The 26352-nt window shown below is 70.1% G+C and carries 19 protein-coding genes and 2 pseudogenes; 14 read left to right on the top strand and 7 right to left on the bottom strand.

Annotation, left to right across the window (positions count from 1 at the left end; translation table 11 throughout):
- Positions 1-301: 301 nt before the first annotated feature.
- The 7 genes from ccrA to pssA all read left to right on the top strand — a co-directional run bounded on the left by ccrA (position 302) and on the right by pssA (position 8042).
- Positions 302-1645, top strand: coding sequence for a crotonyl-CoA carboxylase/reductase (ccrA, locus tag ACZ6TU_RS16685; RefSeq protein WP_467670197.1), 1344 nt, complete (start codon positions 302-304; stop codon positions 1643-1645).
- Between the two features lie 8 nt (positions 1646-1653).
- The gene (locus ACZ6TU_RS16680) at positions 1654-3681 is read left to right on the top strand and encodes a protein meaA (RefSeq protein WP_467670195.1); all 2028 of its coding nucleotides are present in this window, start codon (positions 1654-1656) and stop codon (positions 3679-3681) included.
- Positions 3678-4640: an HpcH/HpaI aldolase/citrate lyase family protein gene (locus ACZ6TU_RS16675; RefSeq protein WP_469549027.1), complete on the top strand. Its 963-nt coding sequence runs from the start codon at positions 3678-3680 to the stop codon at positions 4638-4640. Before ACZ6TU_RS16680 ends, ACZ6TU_RS16675 begins: the two co-directional genes overlap by 4 nt.
- Before the next feature lie 16 nt (positions 4641-4656).
- Complete coding sequence (locus ACZ6TU_RS16670) at positions 4657-5169, top strand: MaoC family dehydratase (protein WP_467670193.1); 513 nt, start codon at positions 4657-4659, stop codon at positions 5167-5169.
- A 2-nt stretch (positions 5170-5171) separates the two neighbouring features.
- On the top strand, positions 5172-6377 hold the full coding sequence (locus ACZ6TU_RS16665; protein ID WP_467670191.1) for an acyl-CoA dehydrogenase family protein: 1206 nt from the start codon (positions 5172-5174) through the stop codon (positions 6375-6377).
- A 170-nt stretch (positions 6378-6547) separates the two neighbouring features.
- Positions 6548-7204 (top strand): phosphatidylserine decarboxylase, encoded by a 657-nt coding sequence (locus ACZ6TU_RS16660; RefSeq protein ID WP_467670189.1) that lies wholly within the window; start codon positions 6548-6550, stop codon positions 7202-7204.
- Positions 7191-8042, top strand: a complete 852-nt coding sequence (gene pssA / locus ACZ6TU_RS16655) for a CDP-diacylglycerol--serine O-phosphatidyltransferase (RefSeq protein ID WP_467670187.1) — start codon at positions 7191-7193, stop codon at positions 8040-8042. Before ACZ6TU_RS16660 ends, pssA begins: the two co-directional genes overlap by 14 nt.
- 146 nt (positions 8043-8188) lie before the next feature.
- Here the strand turns inward: pssA and ACZ6TU_RS16650 are convergent, their stop codons facing one another.
- Positions 8189-9307: a glycerate kinase gene (locus ACZ6TU_RS16650; protein WP_469549211.1), complete on the bottom strand. Its 1119-nt coding sequence runs from the start codon at positions 9305-9307 to the stop codon at positions 8189-8191.
- Between the two features lie 297 nt (positions 9308-9604).
- On the opposite strand from ACZ6TU_RS16650, the gene ACZ6TU_RS16645 reads away from it, so the two are divergent.
- The 3 genes from ACZ6TU_RS16645 (at position 9605) to ACZ6TU_RS16635 (ending at position 12155) form a co-directional block, all read left to right on the top strand.
- On the top strand, positions 9605-10678 hold the full coding sequence (locus tag ACZ6TU_RS16645) for an ADP-ribosylglycohydrolase family protein (RefSeq protein ID WP_469549023.1): 1074 nt from the start codon (positions 9605-9607) through the stop codon (positions 10676-10678).
- A 108-nt stretch (positions 10679-10786) separates the two neighbouring features.
- Positions 10787-11281: an NUDIX domain-containing protein gene (locus ACZ6TU_RS16640; RefSeq protein WP_467670183.1), complete on the top strand. Its 495-nt coding sequence runs from the start codon at positions 10787-10789 to the stop codon at positions 11279-11281.
- 127 nt (positions 11282-11408) lie between these two features.
- Positions 11409-12155: an SIR2 family NAD-dependent protein deacylase gene (locus tag ACZ6TU_RS16635; protein ID WP_469549020.1), complete on the top strand. Its 747-nt coding sequence runs from the start codon at positions 11409-11411 to the stop codon at positions 12153-12155.
- Here ACZ6TU_RS16635 and ACZ6TU_RS16630 read toward each other — a convergent pair.
- Genes ACZ6TU_RS16630 through ACZ6TU_RS16620 form a run of 3 tightly spaced genes read right to left on the bottom strand, consistent with a single transcriptional unit; the run spans position 12115 to position 14837 of the window.
- Positions 12115-12828 (bottom strand): bleomycin resistance protein, encoded by a 714-nt coding sequence (locus ACZ6TU_RS16630; RefSeq protein ID WP_469549016.1) that lies wholly within the window; start codon positions 12826-12828, stop codon positions 12115-12117. The genes ACZ6TU_RS16635 and ACZ6TU_RS16630 overlap by 41 nt on opposite strands.
- Positions 12829-12863: 35 nt before the next feature.
- Positions 12864-13346: a methylated-DNA--[protein]-cysteine S-methyltransferase gene (locus ACZ6TU_RS16625; RefSeq protein ID WP_467670177.1), complete on the bottom strand. Its 483-nt coding sequence runs from the start codon at positions 13344-13346 to the stop codon at positions 12864-12866.
- Between the two features lie 9 nt (positions 13347-13355).
- Positions 13356-14837 carry an AlkA N-terminal domain-containing protein gene (locus ACZ6TU_RS16620; RefSeq protein ID WP_469549014.1) on the bottom strand — a complete coding sequence of 494 codons (1482 nt, stop codon included), beginning with the start codon at positions 14835-14837 and terminating at the stop codon, positions 13356-13358.
- 143 nt (positions 14838-14980) lie between these two features.
- Here ACZ6TU_RS16620 and ACZ6TU_RS16615 point away from each other — a divergent pair, with 143 nt between their 5' ends.
- Complete coding sequence (locus ACZ6TU_RS16615) at positions 14981-15343, top strand: ArsR/SmtB family transcription factor (protein ID WP_436726974.1); 363 nt, start codon at positions 14981-14983, stop codon at positions 15341-15343.
- Positions 15344-15385: 42 nt separating this feature from the next.
- On the opposite strand, the gene ACZ6TU_RS16610 is transcribed toward ACZ6TU_RS16615, so the two are convergent.
- Together ACZ6TU_RS16610 and ACZ6TU_RS16605 are read right to left on the bottom strand one after the other, a co-directional pair.
- On the bottom strand, positions 15386-19276 hold the full coding sequence (locus ACZ6TU_RS16610) for a glycoside hydrolase family 2 TIM barrel-domain containing protein (RefSeq protein WP_469549012.1): 3891 nt from the start codon (positions 19274-19276) through the stop codon (positions 15386-15388).
- A gap of 227 nt (positions 19277-19503) precedes the next feature.
- Positions 19504-20334 (bottom strand): alpha/beta fold hydrolase, encoded by an 831-nt coding sequence (locus tag ACZ6TU_RS16605; RefSeq protein ID WP_469549010.1) that lies wholly within the window; start codon positions 20332-20334, stop codon positions 19504-19506.
- A 151-nt stretch (positions 20335-20485) separates the two neighbouring features.
- Between ACZ6TU_RS16605 and ACZ6TU_RS16600 the strand changes: the two genes are divergently transcribed.
- Positions 20486-22531 (top strand): SpoIIE family protein phosphatase, encoded by a 2046-nt coding sequence (locus ACZ6TU_RS16600; RefSeq protein WP_467670169.1) that lies wholly within the window; start codon positions 20486-20488, stop codon positions 22529-22531.
- A 333-nt stretch (positions 22532-22864) separates the two neighbouring features.
- Positions 22865-23212 (top strand): annotated as a pseudogene (locus tag ACZ6TU_RS16595) (ATP-binding cassette domain-containing protein); the annotation flags it as partial.
- A 297-nt stretch (positions 23213-23509) separates the two neighbouring features.
- Here ACZ6TU_RS16595 and ACZ6TU_RS16590 read toward each other — a convergent pair.
- Positions 23510-23647 (bottom strand): annotated as a pseudogene (locus ACZ6TU_RS16590) (IS5/IS1182 family transposase); the annotation flags it as partial.
- A gap of 165 nt (positions 23648-23812) precedes the next feature.
- On the opposite strand from ACZ6TU_RS16590, the gene valS reads away from it, so the two are divergent.
- Positions 23813-26347 carry a valine--tRNA ligase gene (gene valS, locus ACZ6TU_RS16585; RefSeq protein WP_469549007.1) on the top strand — a complete coding sequence of 845 codons (2535 nt, stop codon included), beginning with the start codon at positions 23813-23815 and terminating at the stop codon, positions 26345-26347.
- Positions 26348-26352: the final 5 nt, after the last annotated feature.

Here is a 26352-nt window from a genome sequence, read left to right as displayed (position 1 = left end):
TCCGAGGTCATTCGATCGATCATCGCTCATTTGTTACGTAAAGATTTCATCTGAGAGCAACTTCTGGCACTCAGTGCCTTGCGGGGTGACACGCGGTGTCATACGTTGAAGAGGTCCGGGCGATGTCCCAGCAAGCCCAGTGCCTGCCCGTCCGGACGCCTGCGTCACAGGCAACCTCCCGCGCCACCAGCGCTGCCGGACAGCACCACCGCCGAACCGACGGCACACCCTCGACCCTCAGCAGCACCGACGTAACCATCGGCGCCCCTCCCTCAGGGCGCTCACCGCCGGAGGCAACACCGTGACCGTTAAGGACATCCTGGCCGCGATCCAGTCGCCCGACTCCACGTCGGAGGACTTCGCCGCCCTCCCGCTTCCCGAGTCGTACCGCGCGATCACCGTGCACAAGGACGAGACGGAGATGTTCGCCGGGCTCGCCACCCGCGACAAGGACCCCCGCAAGTCGATCCACCTGGACGAGGTGCCGCTGCCCGAGCTCGGCCCGGGCGAGGCGCTGGTGGCCGTCATGGCCTCGTCGGTGAACTACAACTCGGTGTGGACGTCGATCTTCGAGCCGCTGTCGACCTTCGGTTTCCTGGAGCGGTACGGCCGCACCAGCGATCTGGCCAAGCGGCACGATCTGCCGTACCACATCATCGGTTCCGACCTGGCGGGCGTCGTCCTGCGCACCGGACCGGGTGTGAACGCCTGGCGGCCCGGCGACGAGGTGGTCGCGCACTGTCTGTCCGTCGAGCTGGAGTCCAGCGACGGCCACAACGACACGATGCTCGACCCCGAGCAGCGCATCTGGGGCTTCGAGACCAACTTCGGCGGCCTCGCGGAGATCGCGCTGGTCAAGTCGAACCAGCTGATGCCCAAGCCGGACCACCTGAGCTGGGAGGAGGCCGCCGCTCCGGGCCTGGTCAACTCGACCGCCTACCGGCAGCTGGTCTCCCGCAACGGCGCCGGCATGAAGCAGGGCGACAACGTGCTCATCTGGGGCGCAAGCGGCGGACTCGGCTCCTACGCCACCCAGTTCGCGCTGGCCGGCGGCGCCAACCCCATCTGTGTCGTGTCCTCGCCACAGAAGGCGGAGATCTGCCGGGCGATGGGCGCCGAGGCGATCATCGACCGCAACGCCGAGGACTACAAGTTCTGGAAGGACGAGAACACCCAGGACCCGAAGGAGTGGAAGCGCTTCGGCAAGCGCATCCGCGAGCTCACCGGCGGCGAGGACATCGACATCGTCTTCGAGCACCCCGGCCGCGAGACCTTCGGCGCGAGCGTTTTCGTCACCCGCAAGGGCGGCACCATCACCACCTGCGCCTCGACCTCGGGCTACATGCACGAGTACGACAACCGCTACCTGTGGATGTCGCTGAAGCGGATCATCGGCTCGCACTTCGCCAACTACCGCGAGGCCTGGGAGGCCAACCGGCTCATCGCGAAGGGCAAGATCCACCCGACCCTGTCGAAGGTGTACTCCCTGGAGGACACCGGCCAGGCCGCCTACGACGTGCACCGCAACCTCCACCAGGGCAAGGTCGGCGTCCTCGCCCTGGCGCCTGAGGAGGGTCTCGGCGTGCGCGACCACGAGAAGCGCGCCCAGCACATCGACGCCATCAACCGCTTCCGGAACATCTGAGGTCACAGATGACTGAGCGTCAGAAGGACCGGCCGTGGCTCATGCGCACCTACGCCGGTCACTCCACGGCCGAGGCGTCCAACGAGCTTTACCGGCGCAACCTCGCCAAGGGCCAGACGGGTCTGTCGGTGGCGTTCGACCTGCCGACGCAGACCGGCTACGACTCCGACCACATCCTCGCCCGCGGCGAGGTCGGCCGGGTCGGTGTGCCGATCGCGCACGTCGGTGACATGCGTCGGCTGTTCCAGGACATCCCCCTGGAGCAGATGAACACCTCGATGACCATCAACGCCACGGCCATGTGGCTGCTGGCGCTCTACCAGGTCGTCGCCGAGGAGCAGGGTACGGACATCACCAAGCTCCAGGGCACGACCCAGAACGACATCGTCAAGGAGTACCTGTCCCGCGGGACGCACGTCTTCCCGCCGGGGCCGAGCCTCCGTCTGACGACGGACATGATCGCGTACACGGTCTCCCACATCCCGAAGTGGAACCCGATCAACATCTGCAGCTACCACCTGCAGGAGGCGGGCGCCACGCCGGTCCAGGAGATCGCGTACGCGATGTCCACCGCGATCGCCGTGCTGGACGCGGTCCGTGACTCCGGGCAGGTGCCGCAGGAGCGCATGGGCGACGTCGTCGGCCGGATCTCCTTCTTCGTGAACGCGGGCGTCCGCTTCATCGAGGAGATGTGCAAGATGCGCGCCTTCGGCCGCATCTGGGACCAGGTCACCCGCGAGCGGTACGGCATCGAGAACCCCAAGCACCGCCGCTTCCGCTACGGCGTCCAGGTCAACTCCCTGGGATTGACCGAGGCGCAGCCGGAGAACAACGTCCAGCGGATCGTGCTGGAGATGCTGGCCGTGACCCTCTCCAAGGACGCACGCGCGCGTGCCGTGCAGCTCCCCGCCTGGAACGAGGCGCTCGGCCTGCCCCGCCCCTGGGACCAGCAGTGGTCTTTGCGCATCCAGCAGGTGCTGGCGTACGAGAGCGATCTGCTGGAGTACGAGGACATCTTCGAGGGCTCGAAGGTCATCGAGGCGAAGGTGGAGGAGCTGGTCGAGGCCGCGCTCGCGGAGATCGACCGCATCCAGGAGATGGGCGGCGCGATGGCGGCCGTCGAGTCCGGTTACCTCAAGTCGCAGCTGGTCGCCTCGCACGCGGAACGCCGGGGCCGGATCGAGTCCGGCCAGGAGAAGATCATCGGTGTCAACGCCTTCGAGGGCACCGAGCCGAACCCGCTGACCGCCGACCTGGACACCGCGATCCAGACGGTCGACCCGGAGGTCGAGGCCCGCGTCATCGCCTCGCTCCAGCAGTGGCGCGACAGCCGCTACCAGCCGCCCTTCAACCACCCCCGGCCCTGCAAGGCGCTGGAGCGGCTGAAGGAGGCCGCGCGCGGCACCGAGAACCTCATGGAGGCCACCCTGGAGTGCGCCCGCGCCGGGGCGACCACCGGCGAGTGGGCCGGGGCCCTGCGCGAGGTGTTCGGCGAGTTCAGGGCGCCCACGGGCGTCTCCTCGGCGCCGGTGGCCGTTCCCGTCGAGGAGGGCAGCACGCTGGCCCTGGTCCGCCGCAAGGTGGACCTGACGGCCAAGGACCTGGGCGTCGGCAAGCTGCGCTTCCTGGTCGGCAAGCCGGGCCTGGACGGGCACTCCAACGGCGCCGAGCAGATCGCCGTGCGCGCGCGTGACGCCGGCTTCGAGGTGGTCTACCAGGGCATCCGGCTGACGCCCGAGCAGATCGTGGATGCGGCCCTCGCCGAGGACGTGCACGCGGTCGGCCTGTCCATCCTTTCCGGATCGCACGCCCAGTTGGTGCCGGACGTCCTCGAACGGCTCCGTGTGGCGGGCGCCACAGATATACCGGTGATCGCCGGTGGCATCATCCCGAACGGTGATGCCGAGCAGCTCAGGGCAGCCGGAGTGGCCGCGGTCTTCACCCCGAAGGACTTCGACATCACCGGAATCATCGGCCGCATCGTCGACGAGATCCGGAAAGCGAACAAGCTCGACCCCCTGGAGGTCCCCGCATGACCACGGTCAACCGCCTTCGCCCCCGGCGTTCCTGCCTGGCGGTACCGGGCTCGAACCCGCGCTTCCTGGAGAAGGCCCAGGGCCTCCCGGCCGACCAGGTCTTCCTCGACCTGGAGGACGCGTGCGCCCCGCTCGCCAAGCCCGAGGCGCGGCACACCATCGTCAAGTTCCTCAACGAAGGTGACTGGACGGGCAAGACGCGCGTCGTGCGTGTCAACGACTGGACGACCGAGTGGACCTACCGCGACGTCGTGACGGTGGTCGAGGGCGCCGGCCAGAACCTCGACTGCATCATGCTGCCGAAGGTGCAGACGGCCCAGCAGGTCGTCGCCCTCGACCTCCTGCTGACCCAGATCGAGAAGACGATGGGCTTCGAGGTCGGCAAGATCGGCATCGAGGCGCAGATCGAGAACGCGCAGGGCCTGAACAACGTCAACGAGATCGCGCAGGCCTCCCCGCGCGTCGAGACGATCATCTTCGGCCCGGCCGACTTCATGGCGTCCATCAACATGAAGTCGCTGGTCGTGGGCGAGCAGCCGCCCGGCTACCCGGCGGACGCCTACCACTACATCCTGATGAAGATCCTGATGGCCGCCCGCGCTAACGACCTCCAGGCGATCGACGGCCCCTACCTCCAGATCCGCAACATCGACGGCTACCGCGAGGTCGCCCAGCGCGCCGCCGCCCTCGGCTTCGACGGCAAGTGGGTGCTGCACCCGGGCCAGGTCGAGGCGTCCAACGAGATCTTCTCGCCGTCCCAGGAGGACTACGACCACGCCGAGCTGATCCTGGACGCGTACGACTACTACACGTCCGAGGCGGGCGGCAAGAAGGGCTCCGCGATGCTCGGCGACGAGATGATCGACGAGGCCAGCCGCAAGATGGCGCTGGTCATCTCCGGCAAGGGCCGCGCGGCCGGCATGCAGCGCACCAGCAAGTTCGAGATCCCCACCGACTAGAAAGGCGCTGAGTGCGATGCAGTTCGGGCGCACCTACGAGGAGTTCGAGGTCGGGGCAACGTACAAGCACTGGCCGGGCAAGACGGTCACGGAGTACGACGACCACCTGTTCTGTCTCCTCACCATGAACCACCACCCGCTCCACATGGACACGAACTATGCGGAGAAGACGACGGACTTCGGCAAGAACGTCGTCGTCGGGAACTACATCTACTCGCTGCTGCTCGGCATGTCCGTGCCGGACATCTCCGGCAAGGCGATCGCCAACCTGGAGATCGAGTCGCTCAAGCACGTGGCGCCGACCTTCCACGGCGACACCATCTACGGTCAGACGACCGTGCTCGACAAGTGGCCGTCGAAGTCGAAGAACGACCGCGGCATCGTGCACGTCGAGACCAAGGGCTACAAGCAGGACGGCACGCTGGTCTGCGTGTTCCGACGCAAGGTCATGGTGCCGACCGAGACGTACATCAAGGAGCGCGGCGGCGAGCAGCCGGGCCGCCCCGAGCTCGAGGAGCAGGAGAAGTAGCCATGGCGCGACTCGCCCAGACCGCCGGTCTGACGGACATCCAGCAGGAGATCCTGTCCACTGTCCGGGACTTCGTGGACAAGGAGATCATCCCGGTCGCGACCGAGCTGGAACACCGCGACGAGTACCCCCAGCAGATCGTCGACGGGCTGAAGGAGCTGGGCCTTTTCGGCCTGATGATCCCCGAGGAGTACGGGGGTCTGGGCGAGTCGCTCCTGACGTACGCGCTGTGCGTGGAGGAGATCGCCCGCGGCTGGATGTCGGTGTCCGGCATCATCAACACGCACTTCATCGTGGCGTACATGCTCAAGCAGCACGGCACGCAGGAGCAGAAGGACCACTTCCTGCCGAGGATGGCGGCCGGCGACATCCGCGGCGCCTTCTCGATGTCGGAGCCGGGCCTCGGCTCGGACGTCTCGGCGATCACGTCGAAGGCGGTGCAGGACGGCGACGAGTACGTCCTGAACGGCCAGAAGATGTGGCTGACGAACGGCGGAACCTCGTCTCTCGTGGCCGTTCTCGTCCGAAGTGACGAAGGTCACCCCGAGGGCACCGCGCCCCACAAGTCGATGACGACCTTCCTGGTCGAGAAGGAGCCGGGCTTCGGCGAGGTCCGGCCCGGACTCACCATCCCCGGCAAGATCGACAAGATGGGGTACAAGGGCGTCGACACCACAGAACTCATCATGGATGGCCTGCGGATTCCTGCCGATCGTGTGCTCGGCGGCGTCACCGGCCGTGGTTTCTACCAGATGATGGACGGCGTCGAGGTCGGCCGCGTCAACGTGGCGGCGCGTGGCTGTGGCGTCGCTCAGCGTGCGTTCGAGCTGGGCGTCCAGTACGCGCAGCAGCGTCACACCTTCGGCAAGCCGATCGCCCAGCACCAGGCGATCCAGTTCAAGCTGGCGGAGATGGCTACCAAGGTCGAGGCCGCGCATGCGATGATGGTGAACGCAGCTCGCAAAAAGGACTCCGGGGAGCGAAACGACCTTGAGGCTGGGATGGCGAAGTATCTCGCCTCCGAGTACTGCAAGGAGGTCGTCGAGGACTCCTTCCGGATCCACGGCGGCTACGGCTTCTCCAAGGAGTACGAGATCGAGCGCCTCTACCGCGAGGCACCGATGCTGCTGATCGGTGAAGGTACCGCCGAGATCCAGAAAATGATCATCGGCAGGCGGTTGCTCGAAGAGTATCGATTCCAGGGCTAGATGTCCGGATACGGGGTGTTTTCTTGGAGAAGAAGATCACACCCCGTCAGCGCTCTTCGGCCGCCGACTCGGCTGCCTGGCTTACCCAGTTAGGGCCCCGAGCCGCTACGATCGCCGGAAAGCCGCCGTCCCCCGTCAGAGTGCGGCATCATCCGCTACGAAGGTCATCCATGCCCCACAGCCAAACCTCTGCACCTCGCGACAGCCGGGCCGGCGTACGCCTCGCGCGCGGAGCATCGCCGTGGCTCCTTCCGACCGTCGCCACCGCAGCCCTCAGCCTGGCCCGGGCGCGCCGCTCCGGCGCTGCCAAGGCCATCGCCGTTCCCGCCACCGCGCTCGCGGCGGGAATGCTGTGGTTCTTCCGCGACCCCGAGCGCGAGATCGGCCAGGGCCGGGTCATCTCGCCCGCCGACGGTGTGGTGCAGAGCATCATGCCGTGGAAGGACGGCCGCACTCGCGTCGCCATCTTCATGAGCCCGCTCAACGTACACGTCAACCGCGCGCCGCTGGCCGGCACGGTGACGTCGGTCGAGCACGTGCCCGGTGGCTTCGTTCCCGCCTTCAACAAGGAGAGCGAGAACAACGAGCGTGTGGTGTGGCACTTCGACACCGAGCTCGGTGACATCGAGATGGTGCAGATCGCCGGCGCGGTCGCGCGGCGGATCGTCCCGTACGTCCCGCAGGGGACCAAGGTCGAGCAGGGCGACCGCATCGGCCTGATCCGCTTCGGATCGCGCGTTGACATCTACCTTCCGGAAGGTGTCGACGTCGCTGTCGAGGTTGGTCAGACCACGACTGCGGGGGTGACTCGAATTGACCGTGATTGATCCCGACACACAGGCCGCGAACTGGGTCGCCGAGGACGAGGACGACGACGCGGAGGAACTGCCGCTGTCTCTCCGGCTGTCGATAGCGGACACGCTCACGCTCGGTAACGCGACGTGCGGCTTCATGGCGGTGTACTTCACCACCACCGGCATCCTCATCCCCCACCTCTCGGGTGACAATTCGGGCATGGCCCGCAACAGCGCGGCCACGGCCGTGATACTGATGCTGTGCGCGGCTGTCTTCGACCTGTTCGACGGCCTCGTCGCCCGCAAGCTGCGGTCATCGCCGATGGGTGCCGAGCTGGACAATCTCTCCGACCTGATCAGCTTCGGTCTGGCGCCCGCGTACTTCGTGCTCGTGTACGGCATGGTCGCGAGTGACGCGCATGAGCGGGTCGCGGCGGTGGGCGCGATCGTTGTGCTGTTGGCGGTGGTGCTGCGGCTTGCCCGGTTCTCGTGCGTCACCGTGAAGGACGGCACGTTCCAGGGCATGCCCTCGCCGTTCGGTGCACTCACGGTCGTCTCGATCGTGCTGCTCGAGCTGCCGTTCGTGGCGACGCTGCTGGCGATCCTGGGTACGGCGTGGCTGATGGTGAGCCGGGTCGAGTACCCGAAGCCGCGGGGGCGGCTCGCGGTGGCGATGCTGTCGTGGATCGTGCTGAGCATGGGTCTGCTGGCGGCGTGGGCGTTCGACGCGCCGAGCGGGCAGTTGCTGCTGCAGACAGGATGCGCGCTTCAGCTGGTCATGGGGGCGGTGATTCCGCTGTTCGCGACGGCTCGGCGGGTGAACAACTTCCGTGACAACCGGAGGGAAGCGCGGGCGGCGCAGCTGCCGTAGTGCCGTAGCGTTTGTTCTTTGCTTGGGCCCCGGACCGGGTTTCGGTTCGGGGCCCTCTGCCTGTGCTGGTGCTTGTCCTGCGGTCGGCGTGGTCGGGGTCGGTTCAGCTCGGGTGCGAAGCCTCGATCAGGACGGACGGGACCGGCTCAGGTCAGGAAGTCCCGCCCGATCTGCTCCGCCACCCGTTCCAGGATCGGCCCGGCCTCGGCGATGCACTTCGCCACGTCCGGCTCCGCGTCCGTCAGGGGGTAGGCCCGGCGGATTCCGGCACGGCCCAGGGCCTCCGGGGGGAGGGCGAGGCGGCCGCATACCGCTACGACGTCCTTGTCGGCCGCACGGGCCGCCGCGGCGACGCCCGCCGGGGCCTTGCCGTGGAGGGTCTGTTCGTCGAGGGAGCCCTCGCCGGTGATCACCAGGTCGGCACGGTCCAGGGCGGGGGCGAAGCCCAGGACGTCGAGCATGACCTCGATGCCGGGGCGGAAACGGGCGCCGAGGAGCAGGGCGCCGTAGCCGATGCCGCCCGCCGCGCCGGCGCCAGGTGAGGCGGCGTACTCGGCGGCCTTCGGACCGGCCGACTCCTCCAGCACCTTCGCGAAGTGCGCGAGGGCGGCGTCCAGGGCCGCCACGTCGTCCGGCGAGGCGCCCTTCTGCGGGCCGTAGACCGCGGGCGCGCCCGTCGGGCCGGTCAGCGGGTTGTCGACGTCGCTCGCGAGGACCAGTTCGATCTCGGTGAGGCGCGGGTCGAGGGCCGAGAGGTCGGCCGAGGCCAGATCGGTGAGGCCGCCGCCGCCCGGCGGTACCGGCTCGCCGTCCGTGTCCCGGAAGCGCGCGCCCAGCGCTGACAGCATTCCGGCGCCGCCGTCCGTGGTGGCGCTGCCGCCGACCCCGAAGACGATCGTGCGGGCACCCGCGTCCAGCGCGGCCCGCAGCAGCTCGCCGGAGCCGTACGTGGACGCCGTGAGCGGTGCGAAGACCCCGGCGGGCAGCCGCTGGAGTCCGCTCGCCTCGGCCATCTCCACGACCGCGGTGCCGTCGCGCAGCGCGAACGCCGCCGTCACCTCGTCGCCGAGCGGGCCGGCGACCCGTACCTCCCGGCGCTCGAACCCGGCCGCGACCGCCGCGGCCACGGTTCCGTCGCCGCCGTCGGCCACGGGCAGCGCCTCGACCTCGACGTCCGGTACGGCCCGGCGCAGCCCGGCCGTCACCCGCTCGGCGACCTCCACGGCCGTCAGCGACCCCTTGAACTTGTCCGCGGCGACGAGCACCCGCCGTGTCCTCTGGGTATCGCTCACTGCAACGTCCGCCACTTGCACTCCCCTTGCTCTCCGGGCCCTCACGCACGTCAAGGCCAGTCGCGCCGCTGCGACCCTAACCGGAGGACGCCCCCGTCGTCAGCCTCTGCCCATCTCCTGGACCAGGGGTGCCGCCCTCAGGGGCGCGGGGCTGTGTCAGCCATGCGGCCGGCGCCGCGCGGGCGCGACCGACCACGACGTACCCGCGCCCCCCGAAACACACCGCAGTCCCACCCCAGGGCGTCCCGCCGAAACGGGTAGACCGTAACCATGACCCTCGCGCGCACCGAGACAGACATCGCCAACCGCATCCTCGGCGGCTGGCTGGGCCGCATCGCGGGCAACATGCTCGGCAAACCGGTGGAGCAGGGCGAAGTCTGGACGCGCGACCGCATCGACCGCTACCTGCGACAGGCAGCAGCGCTACCGCTGACCGACTACCTGCCCGAGCCGATCAGCGAACACGACGGCTTCGAGCTGCGCCCGGAATGGCGCCAGTGCGTGCGCGGCCGTATCCACGGCAGCTGCCGTGACGACGACGTCGACTACGCGATCCTCGGCCTGGACCTGCTGGAGACCCACGGCTTCGGCTTCAGCACCGAGCAGGTCGGTGACCTGTGGCTGCTGCGGCTGCCGTACCTCCAGACGTTCACCGCCGAGCGGGCCGCGTACCGCAACCTCGCCAACGGGCTCAAGCCGCCGCTGACGGCGACGTACGACAACCCGTACCAGGAGTGGATCGGCGCGCTGATCAGGGCCGACATCTACGGCTGGACCTGCCCGGGGGTGCCGCGCCGGGCCGCCTCGCTGGCCCGGCGGGACGCGGTGCTGTCGCACACCGGCAACGGGGTCTACGGGGCGATGTGGGCGGCGGCGCTGATCGCGGCGGCGTTCACGGCGCCCACGGTGCGGCACGCGGTCGACGAGGCCCTGGCCGTGATCCCGGCGAGCAGCCGTCTGGCCCGCACGGTGCGCCGGGTCGTTTCCCTGCACGACACCCGGATGTCCTGGGAGGACACACTCACCACGGTCGCCGAGGAGACCCTCGGCATGGGCTGGATCCACGCCGTCCCGAACGCCGCCGTCCTGACCGCCGGCCTGCTCTACGGCGACGGCGACTTCACCCGCACCATCACCCTGACCGTCCGCGGCGGCCTGGACACCGACTCCAACGGCGCGACGGCGGGTTCGGTGGCGGGTGTGTTCGGCGGGGCCGCGGCCATCCCGGACCAGTGGAAGGTGCCACTGGAGGACACGGTCCGCAGCGCGGTGTTCGGCTTCGACGGAGTGCGGATCAGCGAGCTCGCGGAGCGGACGCTGCGGCTGGCGGAGCAGGAGGCCTGACCGGATCGAACCGGCCGTTCCCCTCCTCCGGCAGCCTCCGCATCAACCACGAGTCCAGCCACGTCCTCCTCTGCGGCTGAGCCGTCATCGGGTGGTTACCCTGCCCCCATGACCACCTCTTCTGACTTCGCCGCCTACATCGCGTCCCTGCCCCGCGTCCTGGCCGGCGCCGCCGCGCTGTTCCGGGACGGCGAGGACCGGGTGCTGCTCGTCGAGCCCAACTACCGGGAGGGCTGGACGCTGCCCGGCGGCACGATCGAGTCCGACGACGGCGAGACCCCGCGGCAGGGCGCGCGGCGCGAGACGGCCGAGGAGATCGGGCTGGACCGTGAGCTCGGCCGGCTGCTGGCGGTGGACTGGGCGCACGGCCCGGGGCGTCCGCCGCTGGTGGCGTATCTGTACGACGGCGGGGTGCTCGGCGAGGACGAGTTCAAGGCGATCCGCCTCCAGGAGGAGGAGCTGCTGTCCTGGCGGCTGGTCCCGCGCGAGGAACTGACCGAGTACCTGCCGGGCGCCCTCGGCCGCCGTGTCCTGGCCGGCCTGGAGGTCCTGGCGGACGGCTCGGGCACGGCGGAGCTGGAGAACGGGCACCGGGTGGCCTGAACGGCGCCGACTGCCCAGCCCTCGACGTCCCGGGGTTCGGCGTCGACCTCGCGCAGCGCCTCGTCGCGTGCGGCCACGCGGTATATCCGCTCGCCGCTCCCCCATCGCCCGGCCTACCCTCGGTGACATGGCCAAGCCCCTCGTCGCGCTCCTCACCGGTGCCGGTATCAGCACGGACTCCGGGATCCCGGACTACCGCGGGCCGAACGGACTCTGGCGGCGGGATCCGGAGGCCGAGAAGCTCGTCACGTACGAGTACTACATGGGCGACCCGGAGATCCGCCGCCGCTCCTGGCAGATGCGGCGCAAGAACCGGACGCTTCAGGCGGAGCCCAACGCCGCGCACCGGGCGGTGGCCGAGCTGGAGCGGTCCGGGGTACCCGTCCGGGTGATCACGCAGAACGTGGACGGGCTGCACCAGCTCGCCGGGATGCCCGCCCGCAAGGTCCTCGAACTGCACGGCACGGCACGGAGTTTCGTGTGCACCGGCTGCCACACCCGCGGCCCGATGGTGGACGCGCTCGCACGGGTCGAGGCCGGTGAGGACGACCCGCCGTGCCTGGAGTGCGGCGGCGTCCTGAAGTCGGCGACGGTGATGTTCGGCGAGCGGCTCGACCCGGTCGTCCTCGGCGAGGCGGTCGCCATCAGCAAGGCCTGCCAGGTGTTCGTCGCCGTCGGCACGAGCCTCCAGGTCCAGCCCGCCGCCGGCCTCGCCGCCGACCACGGCGCCCGGCTCGTCATCGTCAACGCCGAGCCGACGCCGTACGACGACCGTGCCGGCGAGATCGTCCGCGAACCCATCGGCACGGCGCTGCCGGAGCTGTTGCGCGGTCTCACGGCCGAGGCGCGGCCCGCAGATCCTCCAGGCGCGTGAGTGCGTCACGGCCCTGGTCGCGCTCGGCTCCGGTGAGGTCGAGCGCGGCGGCCCGGGCGAGGGCGGTCGCCGTCGTCTCCTCGTCGCCGAGGCGTCCCGCGACGTCCGCGCGCAGGACGAGGAGCTGAAGCAGCTGTACGGGCGTCGGCGTCTCGTCCGTCAGGCGCAGCACCCGGTCGATGACCTTGGCGGCGCCCGCCGTGTCCCCCTTGGAGTCCGCCAGGAGGGACGCGTGGTGCAGGGCCCGCGCGAACGTCTCCTCGGGGGCGGGCCCGTGGTGCCGGTCCTCGCCCGTGCGCTGCCCCACCCGGACGCAGTTGCCGCCCGGGTCGGTCATGAGGAACTGCCGCACGCCGTACGACATGTCCTTGAGCGGCCCGACCCGCGGCAGCCCCCGGGTGGGGATCCTGCCGTACGCCGCCTTGAGCCCGGCCCGGAACGCCTGGTACAGGCCGTCCACGTCGTCGGTCAGGACGTAGCAGGTGCTGATCGAGCCGGTCGGCTCGTAGTGCTTCATCGCGAAGAACTGCAGCTCGATGCCGCCGTGCTCCACGACCGCGTACGGGTTGGGGCTTCGCTGTTCGTACGTCACCTCGAAGCCGAGGGCGGTGTAGAAGTCGAGAACGGGTGGGAGGGTCCGGCAGGGCAGGATCGGGATGGTCTTCTGCGGCATGACCGGAGTCTAGTCAAATTTGACGAGCCGTGGCGTCAGAAGAGGGCCGTCCCGCGTTCGAAGTCCAGCAGACGCTGCTTGCGCTCCAGCCCGCCCCCGTATCCCGTGAGGCTCCCGTTCGCTCCGATGACGCGGTGGCAGGGGACGATGATGCCGATGGGGTTGCGGCCGTTGGCGAGGCCGACCGCGCGGGAGGCGGTCGGGGTGCCGAGGGCGTCGGCGAGTTGGCCGTAGGTGCGGGTCTCGCCGTACGGGATGCGGCGCAGCTGGTCCCAGACGTCACGCTGGAACGGCGTGCCGGTCAGGCGGAGTTCGACGGTGAACTCCTCGAGCTCGCCCGCGAAGTAGGCCTTCAGCTGCTCCTCCGTCTCGGCGAACAGCGTGTCGTCGCGGGCGCCGAAGGTCTCCTCCGGCGGCCGGTGGCGCTGGTCGGTCATATAGAGGCCGCACAGAACGCCGTCGTCGGCGACGAGGGTGAGGGGGCCGTAGGGGCTGTCGGTCACGGTGTGGTGCTTCATGGAACATCCCTATACCGGAAGGAAGTTGATCGGGTGGCTGTCGGTCGCCCAGAGGTACTGGACCGCGTAGGCCCGCCAGGGGCGCCAGGCCGCCGCGCGGGCGGTGAGCGCGGCGGGGGTGGAGGGCAGGCCGAGTTCCTGGGCGGCGCGGCGGATGCCGAGGTCGGTGGGGAGGAAGGCGTCGGGGTCGCCGAGGGCGCGCATGGCGATGACGTCGGCCGTCCAGGGACCGAAGCCGGGCAGGGCGAGAAGTTGGGAACGGACCTGCGGCCAGTCGCTCTCCACGCCCAGGTGGAGATCGCCGTCGGCGAGTTGACGGACCAGAGTGGTGAAGGTCGTGCGGCGGGTGCGGGGCATCGCGAGTGTCTCCGGGTCCAGCGCCGCGAGGGACTCGGGGGCGGGGAAGAGGTGTGTGAGTCCGCCCTCGGGGTCGTCGACCGGTTCGCCGTGCGCGGTGACCAGGCGGGCCGCGTGGGTGCGGGCGGCGGCGGTGGAGACCTGCTGGCCGAGCACGGCCCGGACGGCGAACTCCGCCTCGTCCACCGTGCGCGGGACACGCCTGCCGGGCGCCTTGTCGACCAGCGGCGCCAGGACCGGGTCCGTGCGCAGTTGCTCGTCGATCGCGACGGGGTCGGCGTCCAGGTCGAGCATGCGGCGGCACCGGCTGATGGCGACGGTCAGATCGCGCAGGTCACTGAGGGTGAGGCGGCAGGCGATGTGGTCGGGGGTGGGAGCGAGGGCCACGATGCCGTGGCCGTACGGCAGCCGCAGCGTGCGCCGGTAGGAGCCGTCCCGCCACTCCTCCACGCCGGGTACGGCCGTGGCGGCGAGGTGGCCGAAGAGGTTGTCGGGGTTGAGCGGGGTGCGGAACGGCAGCCGCAGGGACAGCGCGCCGGGGGTGCTCGCCCCCTGCCGCTTCGGGGCGCGGGCGCGCAGCTCGCTCGGGGAGAGGGCGAAGACCTCGCGGACGGTGTCGTTGAAGGTGCGGATCGAGGCGAAGCCGGCGGCGAAGGCGATCTGAGCCATCGGCAGGGCCGTCGTCTCGATGAGCAGCCGGGCCGTCTGGGCGCGCTGGGCGCGGGCGAGCGCGAGCGGTCCCGCGCCCAGTTCGGCGAGCAGCTGGCGCTCGACCTGCCGGGTGCTGTAGCCGAGCCGGCCGGCGAGGCCGGGCACGCCCTCGCGGTCCACAACGCCGTCGGCGATCAGCCGCATGGCGCGGGCCACGAGATCGGCGCGCTGGTTCCACTCCGGAGAGCCGGGGCTGGTGTCGGGCCGGCAGCGCTTGCAGGCCCGGAACCCGGCCTGCTGGCAGGCCGCCGCGCTCGGGTGGAAGATCATGTTCTCCGGCTTGGGCGGCACGACCGGACAACTGGGACGGCAGTAGATGCGGGTCGTCAGGACGGCCGTGAAGAACCATCCGTCGAACCGCGCGTCCTTGGACTGGACGGCGCGCACGCAGCGCTCGGTGTCGGTGTGCATCCCCATCTGCATGCGTCCAGCATCGGGCACCGCACAGGACGGGTCTGGCGAGAATCCGACATCGACCCGTCCGTGCGGCGCCCCGCGGAGGCCGCCGAAGCCGGGGCAGATGAAGATTCATTCATGTGTTCGCGGGTGACCGGTACGATGAGGTCATGGGTCATGGAGCCGTCATCCCCGCGCGGGACGCCACCGAGCGCGTACGCCTGGACGCGGACAACGTCGCGAAGGTCGCCACCACGCTCCAGGCCCTGTCCACGCCCTCCCGCCTGCTGATCCTGGCGCGGCTGCGGGAAGGCCCGCTGCCGGCGACCGAGTTGGCCGCCGAGGTGGGCATGGAGCAGTCGGCCTGCTCGCACCAGCTGCGGCTGCTGCGCAACCTGGGCCTGGTCGTGGGCGAGCGGCAGGGCCGTTCGGTCGTCTACGCGCTGCACGACCACCATGTCGCCGAGCTGCTCGACCAGGCCGTCTACCACGTGGAGCATCTGCGCCTCGGCATCAGCGACGCCGCCGACTGAGGCGGCGCCGCTGTCACACCGTTTGCTCTCTACACCGTTGTTCTATTCGGTGGCCGTCGGCCGTCGCGAGGCCGCCATCGCCTCGCTCACACGCGTCAGCGGACGCAGCCGGTAGGTGTACGCGTAGTCGCGGTTGGCGAAGAGCTTGAACTCGTCGTGGGGGTGGGCACCCCAGCTGTTGTCGCCGCCCACGCCCGTCTGGCGGTGGTTGACGCGGAGGACCACCGCGTCCCGCGGGGTGAGCTGGTAGTCGTGGCGGGCGCCGACCGACAGGTCCTCGGGGGTGAAGCGTGAGGCGTTGACCTCCAGCAGCGGCTCACCGGAGACGAGCAGTCCGCGTCCGCTGCCGTCCGTCAGCGCGGCCCAGCGGACGTCGGTCTTGTTGCCGTTCTCCTGGGGGCGCAGGTAGGAGGTCCACTGCCCGGAGACGGTGCCGGAGTACAGACCGACGTCGGTCGCGTTGTTGCGGTCCCACATGTTCTCCTCCGGACCCCGGCCGTAATAGTGCAGCCGGTCCAGGCGGCGGGGCAGGAACAGCAGGGTGCCGACCTCGGGGATGTAGGGCAGGTTCGACGCTCCCGGGTGCAGGGTGTTGTCGACCTTGATCTCGCCGTTGCCGAAGACCGTGTACGTCGTGCTGTACGTGGACTCCGCGCTGGTCGGCAGCGTGCCGGTGACCCTGACCTCGACGGCCCGGTCGTCCAGCGGCCGGACCCGTACGTCCGCCACCTTCCGCTTCGCTCCGGCGTCGCGCCACGTCTGGTTGCGGGTGTGGTGGCCGTTGCCCCGGTCGTTGTCGGTGGGCGCCCGCCAGAAGTTCGGGACGGGGCCGGAGGTGATGAGCCGGGTGCCACCCGCCTCGTACGACGTGATGGTGCCGGTGCTCTTGTCGACGGTGACCGAGAAGCCCTTGCCCTTGATGGTGACGTCCTCGTCCCGGTCGGTGTACCGCAGGGTCGGGACGCCGCGCAGCGGCACGGGCGTCACGGCCGGGCTGTCCGTGTCGAGGGCGAGCTGCTGCTTGGCCACCTCGAAGCCCGCCTTCGCCCACTTGGTGGACTCCTTGGTGGTGAAGGAGAGCTGGAGGAAGTACTCCGTGCCCGGTTCGGGCTTCGCCGGCAGCCGCACCGGCACCTTGATGTCCTTGCTGCTCAGCGGCGCCACGTTCAGCTGGTCGCGGGTCAGCCGGCCGCGCTGGACGACCTTGCCGTCGGCGACGAGGGACCAACGGCCGTCGAACTCACGGAGGTTGGTGAAGAGGTGCTCGTTGGTGAGGGTGACGGCGCCGGGGCCGCCGGAGGCCGGCGCGGCGTTGATCGCCTGGTAGATCTGCTTGACCTCGGCGGACTTGCCCGTCAGGCCGCGGTCGGCGGTGATGATGCCGTCACCGGCGAAGGCGCCGTCGTTGGGGTTGTCGCCCCAGTCCCCGCCGTAGGCGTAGAACGTCTTGTCGCGCGGGCGCTGCTCGGTGAGGCCGACGGTGGCGGCGTCGAACCAGAAGCGCACGCCCTCGTCGTCCGGGCCGCGGCCGTCCGAGGCCAGCTCCGCGGCGCTCAGCGCGCGGGCGTACACGCGGGCCCGCCGGATGGTGCCGCTGAACTCGCGGGTCGGGTTGTCGATGTCCGTGGCGAGGGACAGGGACGCCGTGTTGTCGCTGGGGCGCCGAGTGGTGGTCCGGGTGCCGCGCACCTGGCCGTCGACGTACAGGGTGAGCGTCCCCGCGTCCGCGTCGAAGACACCGGCGATGTGGTGCTCCTTGCCCGTCCAGCCCTCGGGCAGCGCCCAGCTCGCGGTGACCCACTGGCCGCCGCCGTGGATGAAGAACTCCAGGTTCTTGTCGGTCTGTTTGAGGGCGTACTGGGTGTCGCCCTTGGCGAGGAGCGGCTGATGGCCGCCGGTCACGTGCGGGGTGACCCAGGCCTCCAGCGTGAGGGAGCCGGTGAGGTCCAGGCGGGGGTCGCGGGGGAAGACGGTGCCACCGAAGACACCCTTCACACGGTCGAAGGTGCCGGAGGGCGCCATGATCTCGCCGCGCAGTGCGCCCGGCCCGGACTCGGTCAGCAGCTTGCGGGTGGGGGTCGGCCAGCTCAGGGCCTGGTCGACGAAGTCCCAGATCCAACCGCCCTGGAGGACGTCGTAGCGGCGGACGATGTCCCAGTACTTCTTGAAGTTGCCGTTGGAGTTCCCCATCCCGTGCGAGTACTCGATCATCACGTACGGGCGGGTGTCGTTCGAGTCCTTGGCGCGCTGCTCGACCCGCTGCGGGCTGTCGTACATCTCGGAGCGGATGTCGCTGATGCCCGGGCGGTCGTCGCCCTCGTACTGGATGACGCGGGTGGGGTCGTAGGAGCGGATCCAGTCGTGCATGGCGTTGAAGGTGGTGCCGCCGCCCGCCTCGTTGCCGAGGGACCAGATGACCACCGAGGCGTGGTTCTTGTCGCGGTGGACCATGTTCTGGGCACGGACCACGCACGCCTCGGTCCACTCGGGGTGGCCGCTGCCGGGGAACTCGTCGCGGATGCCGTGGGTTTCGAGGTTGGTCTCGTCCACGAGGTACAGGCCGTACTCGTCGGCGAGTTCCAGCCACAGCGGGTTGTTGGGGTAGTGCGAGGTGCGGACGCTGTTGATGTTGAGCCGCTTGATGATCTCGATGTCCTCGATCATCTGCGCACGGGTGAGCGCCGAGCCGGTGACCGGGTGCATCTCGTGCCGGTTGGTCCCGCGGAAGGAGACCGGCTTGCCGTTGATGCGCATCAGGCCGTCCTTGAGCGCGAACTCGCGGAAGCCGACCCGGTGCGAGAGCGTCTCGACGACCTTGCCGGACGGGTCGCGCAGTCGCAGCACGGCGGTGTAGAGGTTCGGGTGCTCCGCCGACCAGAGCTTCGGCGAGGGGACGGCTCTGGACGCCTCGGCGGTGGCCTCGTCGCCGTCCGGGACGTCGACGGGCTGGTTCAGGGGCCGCGGCCAGACGGCGTGCCCGCGCGCGTCGTACAGCTGGGTCTCGACGGTGTGGCGGCCCGCGCCCTTGCCGCCGTAGTCGCGGACGTGCGCGGTGACCTTGAGCTCGGCGGAGGTGTAGTCGTCGCCCAGTGGGGTGTCCAGTTTGAAGTCGCGCAGGTGCACGGACGGCGTGGAGTACAGGTGGACCGAGCGGAAGATGCCGCTCAGCCGGATCATGTCCTGGTCCTCCAGCCACTCCGCGTCGGAGTAGCGGTACACCTCGACGGCGATCTGGTTGGTGCCCGGCTTGAGATGGGGGGTGATGTCGTACTCGGCGGAGGTGTAGGAGTCCTCGTGGTAGCCCACCAGCTCGCCGTTGATCCACACGTAGTGTGCGGACTTGACGCCCTCGAAGTGCAGGAAGGTGCGCCGGCCCGACCAGTTCCGGGGGACGGTGAACGTACGGCGGTACTGGCCGACGGGGTTGTAGCGGGTCGGGGCGGCCGGCGGCTGGGCCTCCTCGCCGCCGCCGTTGGGGCCCCACCAGGGGTAGGTGATGTTGACGTAGATCGGGAAGTCGTAGCCGTGCATCTGCCAGGCCGAGGGCACGGGAATGGTGTCCCAGCCGGAGTCGTCGACGTCGGTGCGGTAGAAGTCGGCATCCCGGTCGTCGGGGCGGTCGGCGTAGGCGAACTTCCACGTGCCGTCGAGGCTCAGCCGGTACGGCGAGCGGGTGCGGTCACCGTCCAGTGCCTGCTCGACGTCCGCGTACGGCATGAGCGTGGTGTGCGGCGACTCGGTGCCCACGCGGTACACGGCCAGGCCGTCGTTCCACTCCGGAGGGCCGTCCGTCGCCGGGCGCCGGCCCGCCGTGTGCGCGGCGGCGGGCGACGCGGACAGGGCGAGCGCGCCGAGCACGGCGGCGCCCCCTTCGAGCAGACGGCGACGGCTGACGACGGGCCGGTCGGCGGGGGACGAGAGCGGGTGCGGCATGACCGTGGCCTTCCTCGGTTCGACAGGGTGCTGCACGGACTGAGGGCACGTCAGATGTGATCCCCAACTCCCGTGATGGGCGTTTCTGTTGGGACACGTGCAACTGACGGTGACGGAGCAACTGCTGAGCAGGCACACCCTAGGACTCGAACACAACCGAAGCAATGACCCCGTCGGACTTTGTGCGGTCCTGATGGTTCTCTCGCGTCCTTGGGCGTTCGACGCCTTCAGGCCCCGAGGAAGGTGAGCACCTCGCTCGTCAGCCGGGCGGGTGCGTCCAGGGGGACGAGGTGGCCGGACTCCGGGACGGGCACCAGCCGCGCGCCCGGGATCAGCGCGGCCAGCTCCTGCCCCTTGGCGAAGGGGATCCAGGTGTCCTCGGTGCCCCAGCAGACCGTCACCGGCAGGTCGATCGTGGGGTACAGCGGCTGGATGTCGTCGGTGTAGCGCTGGTCGGCCTGCGCGATCTGGCGGTAGAAGGCGACCTGGCCCCGCTCCCCCGTCCAGGGCCGCACGAGCGCGTCCAGCGCGGCGGGCCGCAGGCCGACGTGGCTCGCGGACGTGACGTACTCACGCACCAGGGCCTCGTGCAGGGCGGCCGGGAGCCGCTCGAAGACGTGGCTCTGCTCGCGGACCAGCCGGAAGAAGGGGGAGCCCCAGGGCTCCAGGGCCACCGGGTCGACCAGGGCGAGCCGCCGGTAGCGGGCGCCGTGCAGCAGATGAGCGCGCAGTGCCACGCACCCGCCGAAGTCGTGCGCGACGACGGACGGCTCGACCAGGCCCCAGTGCGCCAACAGCTCGGTGAATATCCGACCCTGGGCCCCCAGTGAGACGTCCTGGTCCGGGTGCATGTCGGAGGTGCCGTAGCCCGCCATGTCCCACACGTGCACGTGGAGTCCGGCGGCGGCGAGTGCGGGAGCGATCTCGTGCCACACGTACGACGAGAACGGCGTCCCGTGCAGCAGCACGACCGGCTCGCCGCCAGGATCCCCGAGCCGGTCCCAGCGCACGGTCCCCGACGTGGTGGCCAGGCTCTCCCGCAACGTCCAGTCAGCCAAGATCCCCGCTCCCTCTCTCCGTGTACCGACCCACCGCTCTTTGTCATTTCGGCGCGACACTGCCGCTCCTCCAACCGTAATGTGACCTCATCGGACAGCTGCGCAACGGATCTTGGCCGGACCTTTTGCCGCGCCGGAAGGAGCGGCTCGCATGAACGGGTATGCGACCTCGGATCGCGATGCCGTCACGGCCGCGCCAGGCGGGCTGCTGGACCTGCTGAAGGTCGCGGCCATGGTCCTGGACTGCGGCGGGCACATCGCCCTGTGGAGCCCCCAGATCGAGCAGCTGCTGGGCTACACCGCCGAGGAGGCCCTGCGGCAGCGCGCCGACACGCTCCTGGTCGCGCCCGAGAACCGCCCCCGGGGCAGGAAGCTGTTCGCCCACGTCAGGTCGGGGGACCGCTGGGCCGGTGTCTTCCCGCTGCGGCACCGCGACGGCACGGAACGCGCCGTGGAGTTCCGTACGATGCGGCTCCTCGACAGCGAGGGGCAGCCCCATCTGCTGGGGCTCGCCACGGACGCGACGACGGTACGGAAGGTGGAGCGGGACCTCGCCCTCTCGCACAGCCTCGTCAACCAGACCCCGCTCGGCATCGCCGTCTTCGACAACGACCTGCGCTGGGTCGGGGTCAACCCCGCGCTGGAGCGGATGAACGGCGTGCCCGAGGAGGCCGTGCTGGGCCGGCGGATCGGCGAGGTGCTGCCGGGCCTGGACGTCGAGGCCATCGAGGCCCGGATGCGGCACGTCCTCGAGACCGGCAGGCCCCTGCTCGACCAGCAGACCATCGGCCGTACGGCGGCGGACGAACACGACCGCGCCTACTCGGAGTCGTACCACCGCATCGAGGACACCGACGGCCGGGTGCTCGGTCTCGCGATGGCCGTTCTGGACGTCACCGAGCGCCAGCAGGCCGCGGCCGAGGTCGCGCAGGCACGCCAGCACCTGTCGGTGATCGCCGACGCCGGGGTGCGGATCGGCACCACGCTGGACCTTCAGCAGACCGCCCGGGAGCTGGCCGACGTGGTGGTGTCGCACCTCGCGGACCTCGCCGCCGTGGACGTCCTGGAGTCGGTCGTGGCCCACGGCACCATCGTGCCGGTGTCGGGTGGCGCGCCCGCCGAGTTCCGGGCGCTGGCCGTGGCGGCGGGCTACCCGACCGACGCCATCCACGCCGCCGACCCGGTCGGCGAGCTGGCCACCTACGCTTCGTCACGGATCATCACGCGGTGCGTCCGCAGCGCTCGCCCGGTCCTGGTCGAGCGCGTGGACCCGAAGATGATGCGGCGCATCGCCCGGGACGCGCGGGCCGCCCAGACCCTGCACGAGGCCGGCGCGCACTCCTACCTGGCGGTGCCGCTGATGGCCCGGGGCAAGGTGCTCGGCACCCTCACCCTGTACCGCACGGTCGACGAACGCGCCTTCGACGACCGGGACCGGGTGCTCGCCTCGGAGCTCGCCGCGCGCGCCGCGATCTGCATCGACAATGCCCGCCTCTACGGCCGGGAACGCGGCACCGCCCTGACGCTCCAGCGCAGCCTGCTCCCGGCCACGCCCGCCGAGCAGGAGGGGCTCGACGTCGCCGCCCGCTACCGCCCGGCCCTCAGCGAAGTGGGCGGCGACTGGTACGACGTGCTGCCGCTGGGCCCGGGACGCACCGGGCTCGTGGTGGGTGACGTCATGGGCAAGGGCGTCCAGGCCGCGGCGATCATGGGGCAGCTGAGCACGGCGACGCGGGCGCTGGCCCGGCTGGACCTGCCGCCCGCCGAGCTGCTGCGGCACCTCGACGACATCGCCGGCTCGCTCGGCGACGCGATCGCCACGTGCGTGTACGCGGTGTGCGATCTGCGGACCGGCATCTGCTCGCTGTCCAGCGCCGGTCATCTGCCGCCCGTGCTCGCTGGGGCGGACGGCGGCGCGAGACTCGTCGACGTGCCCGGCGGCGTGCCGCTGGGGGTGGGCGGCGTGGAGTTCGGCACCGTGGAACTGGAGCTCGCGCCGGGCTCCCTGCTCGCCCTGTACACCGACGGGCTGGTCGAGAAGCGCGGGGAACCGATCGACACCGGCCTCACCACGCTGACCCGCCTCCTGGGGAACGCGGGACCCAGCCTGCAACGGACCAGTGACAGCCTTCTCAGCGCGCTGAGCCCGGAGCCCGACGACGACGTCGCGCTCCTGCTGGTCCGCATCCGCTCCTGAGCGCGCGGTCCCAATTGTTGGTCTGTGTGCGTGAGTTACGTTCTCCACCTCTGATCCGCGGGCCACTGGCTCCGCCCCTCGCATGCCCTGACGACCACGGGCCGAGGCGCCGGGAGCCGCGACGTCGCCCACGGCCCGCCCTGTTCCGGGCCGGCCGTCCGTCGGATCCGAAGGCCCGCTCACATCCCCGCCCGAACGGGGGGTGAAGTGTGCCTCCTCACGGAGGAAGAGAACGTGACCACCTTTGATCTGCCTGCCCGTGACCGGGCACAGCTGACCTGCGCCCGCGTCCGTGTCGACCGCGGTGGCCGCACCGTGCTGCACGACGTCGAGATGAAGGTCTCCCCATGCTCGCGCTGGGGCGTCGTCGGCGAGAACGGACGCGGCAAGTCGACCCTGTTGCACGTCCTGGCCCGCCTGCTGCCCCCGGACGAGGGGACCGTGCACCGCGTGGGCACCCTCGCCCTGGCCGAGCAGGAGATGCCCGCCGAGGACGAGCGCACGGTCGGCGACTTCATCGACGAGTACCTGGCCGACGCCCGCGCCGCCCTGCGGGGTCTGGACGCCGCCGGGGAAGCCCTCACGGCGGAAGACCCCGGTGCCGGACAGGCCTATGCCGACGCCCTGGAGGCGGCGCAGGCGCTCGACGCCTGGGACGCCGACCGCCGGGTGGACGTCGCCCTGGACGGACTGGGTGCGGTCAGCGACCGTGCCCGTCCCCTGGCCACGCTGTCGGTCGGCGCTACCGGATCCGGCTGGCCTGCGGGCGCCGAGTTCGTCGGCGACGCGGAGGCCGCCGCAGCGGGCCACACGCCTCCCGTACCCACTGAACGGCCTGCCCCGTCGGCAACGGCCTCGGGGTCGCGGAGCATGGTGCGCTCGAACTCGGTGGTGGCGTCTTGGAGTTGGGGCCTCAGGGGCTGGGGCGCGAGGAGGGGGGAGGGCGTCGAGGGCTTCGCCGAAGGCGACGAGGTGGGCCGGCTGGCACCATGGGCGGCCCCCGGCGCCGTCGCCGCCCCGTTCCCGCACAACCTTCAACAGACGGGCACAGCACGTCACTTGAAGCTCTGTGAAGGTCTCGCCCCACACCCGCTCAGCCCTTGAAACCTCGGCCATACCCAGGAAATGCCCAGTTCAGGGCCTTGTGCAACACGCTTTGTCCCTACCGCCGAGGAGCTTTGGTCAACCTGGTGATGGGGATTTTCGGGCGGGATGACCGACGAGGTCGATCCCCTAAACTACGCGGATACCAGGTGCGAGTCCACGAGAGGTGTGTTCACGGTGACGCTGCCGGAGAAACCGACCATCGACGGCCTAGACGACAAATGGTCAGCCATCTGGGCCGAGAACGGCATCTACCGGTTCGTACGGCCCGCCTCCCGCGAGCAGGTGTACTCGATCGACACCCCGCCGCCCACGGTGTCCGGATCACTGCACGTCGGCCACGCCTTTTCCTACACTCACACCGACATCATCGCGCGCTTTCAGCGTATGCGCGGCAAGCACGTGTTCTACCCGATGGGGTGGGACGACAACGGCCTGGCGACTGAGCGGCGCGTGCAGAACTACTACGGGGTCCGCTGCGACCCCTCCCTGCCGTACGACCCGGGGTTCAAGGTGCCGGAGCCTGTCGCCAAGATCGCCAAGAAGGACCGGCCGCCGGTCGTCAACGTCTCCCGGCGGAACTTCATCGAGTTGTGCGAGCGACTCACCGCCGAGGACGAACAGGTCTTCGAGCACCTGTGGCGCCGCCTCGGCCTGTCCGTGGACTGGTCGCTGAACTACACGACCATCGGGGCCGCGACGCAGCGCACGTCGCAGGCCGCGTTCCTGAAGCTGCTCGCCGCGAACGAGGCGTACCAGGACGAAGCGCCCACCATGTGGGACGTCGACTTCGGCACAGCCGTCGCCAACGCCGAGATGATCGACAAAGAGGTGCCGAGCGCGTACCACCGGCTGGTCTTCACGGTGGACGGCGAGCCGGTACACATCGAGACGACCAGGCCGGAACTTCTGCCCGCGTGCGTGGCGCTGGTGGCGCACCCGGACGACGAGCGCTATCAGCCGCTGTTCGGCCGGGAGGCCGTGACCCCGCTGTTCGGAGTCCGCGTGCCGGTCGTCGCGCATCCGCTGGCGAAGTCGGACAAGGGATCCGGCATCGCCATGGTGTGTACCTTCGGTGACCAGACGGACGTCATCTGGTGGCGCGAGTTGCACCTGCCGACCCGTACCCTCATCGGCCGCAACGGCCGCCTCCACGACCTGGACTTCGCCGCCCTGCCGTGCGAGGACCCCGGCTCCGCGCAGGAGGCGTACGACCCGCTGGTCGGCCTGTCTGCCACGCAGGCGCGCAAGGCGATCGTGGCGGCGCTGGACGAGCGCGGATTCGTCGACGGCGAGCCCCGGCCGACCACGCACGCCGTGAAGTTCTACGAGAAGGGCGACCGCCCGCTGGAGATCGTCTCCTCCCGGCAGTGGTTCATCCGCACGATGGCCCACCGGGAGGAGTTGCTGGAGCGCGGGGAATCGCTCGTCTGGCACCCGGCCCATATGAAAGCCCGCTATGACGACTGGGTCCGCGGCCTGAACAACGACTGGCTGATCTCCCGACAGCGGTTCTTCGGTGTTCCCTTCCCGTTGTGGTATCCGCTGGACAGCGAGGGCGAGCCGGACTACGACCACCCCATCGTCCCCGATGAGTCGGCCCTGCCGATCGACCCGCAGAGTGCTGTTCCGCCGGGCTACACCGAGGCGCAGCGGGACGCGCCCGGAGGCTTCACCGGGGAGCCCGACGTGATGGACACGTGGGCGACCTCCTCCCTCACTCCCCAGCTGGCGTGCGGCTGGCTGACCGACCCTGAGCTGTACGCGCTCACCTTCCCGATGGACCTGCGCCCGCAGGGGCACGACATCATCCGGACATGGCTGTTCTCCACCGCGGTCAGGTCCCACATCGAGGAGGGGAAGGCGCCGTGGCGGCACGCCGCGCTGTCCGGGTGGATCCTCGACCCGGACCGCAAGAAGATGTCGAAGTCGCAGGGCAACGTCGTCACCCCTGAGCACCTGATCGACGAGCACAGCGCCGACGGCGTGCGGTACTGGGCGGCGTCCGGGCGACCGGGCACCGACACGGCGTTCGAGCCGAAGCAGATGAAGGTCGGCCGCCGCCTTGCCACCAAGCTGCTGAACGCGGCGAAGTTCGTGTACAGCTTCCCGGAGGCGGCCTCGGACGCCACGGTCGGAGAACCGCTGGACGCCGCTTTGATCGAGTCGCTGAAGGCGACCGTCACCGAGGCGACGCAAGCGCTCGACGCCTACGAATACACCACGGCCCTGGCCGCAGCCGAGCGGTTCTTCTGGACCTTCTGCGACGACTACGTGGAACTGGTCAAGCAGCGGGCCTACGACGGATCGGATTCGGCGCGCTTCACCCTGCGGCTGGCCTTGGACAGTGTGATCCGGCTGCTCGCGCCGTTCATTCCGTACGTCACCGAGGAGGTGTGGTCGTGGACCCACGACACCTCGGTGCACACCTCCACCTGGCCTGCGGTCGAGGACTTCGCCGGCACCTCTGGCGACGCGGGGCTTCTGCCGTACGCCTCCGACGTGATCAGGGCAGTGCGCAAGGCGAAGAGCGAGGCGAAGCTGTCCATGCGGTCCGACGTCCCCGCGGTGGAAGTCGCGGGTCCCGCCGAACTGATCGAGGCGATCCGCTCCATCGAGGTCGACCTGGCGAACGCGGGTCACATCGGGGAGATCAGGCATTCCGTGTCGGCGGAGTTCCAGGTGACGGTCGAACTGCCCGAGGCCTCCTGACGCGT

This window comes from Streptomyces sp. NPDC052064 (genome assembly GCF_055585925.1).
This window is presented reverse-complemented; position numbering and strand designations above follow the sequence as displayed.